This is a genomic window from Methylobacterium jeotgali, from assembly GCF_022179345.1.
Lineage (GTDB): Bacteria > Pseudomonadota > Alphaproteobacteria > Rhizobiales > Beijerinckiaceae > Methylobacterium > Methylobacterium jeotgali.
On sequence record NZ_BPQR01000105.1, the window covers coordinates 1 to 2,139 of the forward strand.

Here is a 2,139-nt window from a genome sequence, read left to right on the forward strand (position 1 = left end):
GGCGAGCGCGAAGGCGGCGGTATCCATCACCTTGAGGTCGCGGGCGATGGCCTCGTCATGGGTGATGCGGTCGTAGCGGGTGGCACCCGGGTCGCGCTTCGGATCGGCGGAGTAGACGCCGTCGACCTGGGTCGCCTTGAGCACCGCGTCGCAGCGCAACTCCGCCGCGCGCAGCACCGCGGCGGTGTCGGTGGTGAAGTACGGGTTGCCGGTGCCGCCGGCGAGCACCACTACCTGCCCCTTGTCGAGATGGTGGAGCGCCGGCTGGCGGGCGTAGGTCTCGCAGATCGTCGGCATCGAGACCGCCGACATGGTGCGGGCGGGCACCCCGGCGGCGTTGAGCGCCGTCTCAAGGGCGAGCGAGTTCATCACCGTCGCCATCATGCCGAGCGAATCCCCCGTCGCCCGGTCGATGAAGCCGGCCTGGGAGATGCGCGCCCCGCGGATCATGTTGCCGCCGCCGACCACGAGGGCGATCTCGACGCCCGCCTCCAGCACGCGGGAGATGTCCTCGGCGAGGCCGGCGAGGGTCGGCGGGTGCAGCCAGTAGCCGTCGGGGGCGGCGAGCGCCTCGCCCGAGAGCTTCACGAGCACGCGGCGGAACGGTGGCGTCTCCGGCATCAGCCGCTCCCCAGGACATCTTCTGAATCGTCGGATCGCGGGGCTTCTACGTCACGCCGGAGAGGGCGTCGAGGGGCGCCGGGAGCCGCCAAGCCTCTTGACGCGGCGGCTCCCCTGCCGCGATGCGGAAGCCGCCGGAGGACGTGTTCCGGCGCGCCGGAGCAATCCCGTTGGTTTCGCAAGTCGCCTCGCCCGAGTTCGCCTCGCCCGACACCGTGATCGCCATCCCCGTGCGCAACGAGGCCGAGCGCATCGCCGCCTGCCTGCGGGCGATCGCGGGCCAGGAGGGCGTGGCGCCGGGCCGCCTCGGGCTGGTGCTGTTCCTCAACAACTGTACCGACGCCACCGCCGCGATCGTCGAGGGGCTCGTGGAGGAGATCCCGTTCCCGGTGCGGGTGATCGAGCGCGAATTCACCGGCGCCCATGCGGGCTGGGCGCGGCGCGCCGCGATGGACACGGCCGCCGTCTGGATCGAGACGGGCGCCGGCGAGGGCCTGATCCTGACGACGGACGCTGACAGCCGCGTTCCGCCGGACTGGGTCGCCGCCAATCTCCGCGCGGTCGCGGCGGGGGCGGACGCGGTCGCCGGCCGCGTCGAGCTGATCCCGGAGGAGGCCGCGCTGCTGCCGCCGTCGCTCCCCGCACGCGGGAAGCTGGAGGACGCCTACGACGCGCTCATCACAGAGGCCGAGGCGCGCATCGATCCCGATCCGAGCGATCCCTGGCCCTGCCACCGCACCACGATCGGCGCCTCGCTGAGCGTCACCGTCGCGGCCTATCGGGCGGTGGGCGGCATGCCGGAGATCCCGCTCGGTGAGGACGGGGCCTTCGTCGCCAAGCTGCTGGCCCACGGCTTCCGGGTGCGGCACGCCCGCGACGTGATGGTGCTGATCTCGGCGCGTCTCTCCGGCCGGGCGGCGGGAGGTGTGGCCGACACGATCCGCTCCCGCTGCGAGGAGCCCGACGCGCTCTGCGACGCGCGGATGGAGGCCTTTCCGCGGGCGGTGTCCCGCTACCTGTGGCGCCGCCGCCTGCGCCGGCTGCACGAGGCGGGCCGCCTCGGGCGCGACCTCGGCTGGGCGCGCCGCCTCGGGATCGCGCCGGAGGAAGCGCAGCGGATCGCGGCGCTGCCGCAGCCGGGCATGGCCATCGCCGCCGCCGAGATCGCGAGCCCGCGCCTGCCCTACCGGCCGCTCGGCCCGCGGGAGCTGCCAGGGCAGATCCGCCTCGGGCGGCTGATGCTGGTGCCGATCCGCGTTGCGACATGGCTGCGAGATCGCGGATCACGGGCGGCCGAAGCCCGCCGGTCCGGAGCGCGGACGGCGGGCTCCTGGCCGCAGGCCCCTTCGCCCGCCGGCAAGCCGGAGGGCTGAGGCGGCCGGCGGAGACCGATCCTCAAGCGGCGCGGACACCGCCGAGGAAGTGGGACACCTGCCCGCGCAGCTGCTCGGACTGCCGTGAGAGTTCGGAGGCGGCCGAGAGCACCTGGGAGGCGGCGGCGCCCGTCTCCTCGGCCGC

Annotated in this window: 2 protein-coding genes and 1 pseudogene; 1 reads left to right on the plus strand and 2 read right to left on the minus strand. The window is 74.4% G+C overall.

The window, feature by feature from the left end; all coding sequences use genetic code 11:
* On the minus strand, window positions 1-621 hold a 621-nt coding region (gene pyrH, locus MFF04_RS21685; protein WP_238279074.1), incomplete at its 3' end, for a UMP kinase.
* Window positions 622-791: 170 nt separating this feature from the next.
* Between pyrH and MFF04_RS21690 the strand changes: the two genes are divergently transcribed.
* The gene (locus MFF04_RS21690; protein WP_238279076.1) at window positions 792-1,994 is read left to right on the plus strand and encodes a glycosyltransferase family 2 protein; all 1,203 of its coding nucleotides are present in this window, start codon (window positions 792-794) and stop codon (window positions 1,992-1,994) included.
* Window positions 1,995-2,016: 22 nt separating this feature from the next.
* Here MFF04_RS21690 and MFF04_RS21695 read toward each other — a convergent pair.
* Window positions 2,017-2,139: pseudogene (locus MFF04_RS21695) on the minus strand (methyl-accepting chemotaxis protein); the annotation flags it as partial.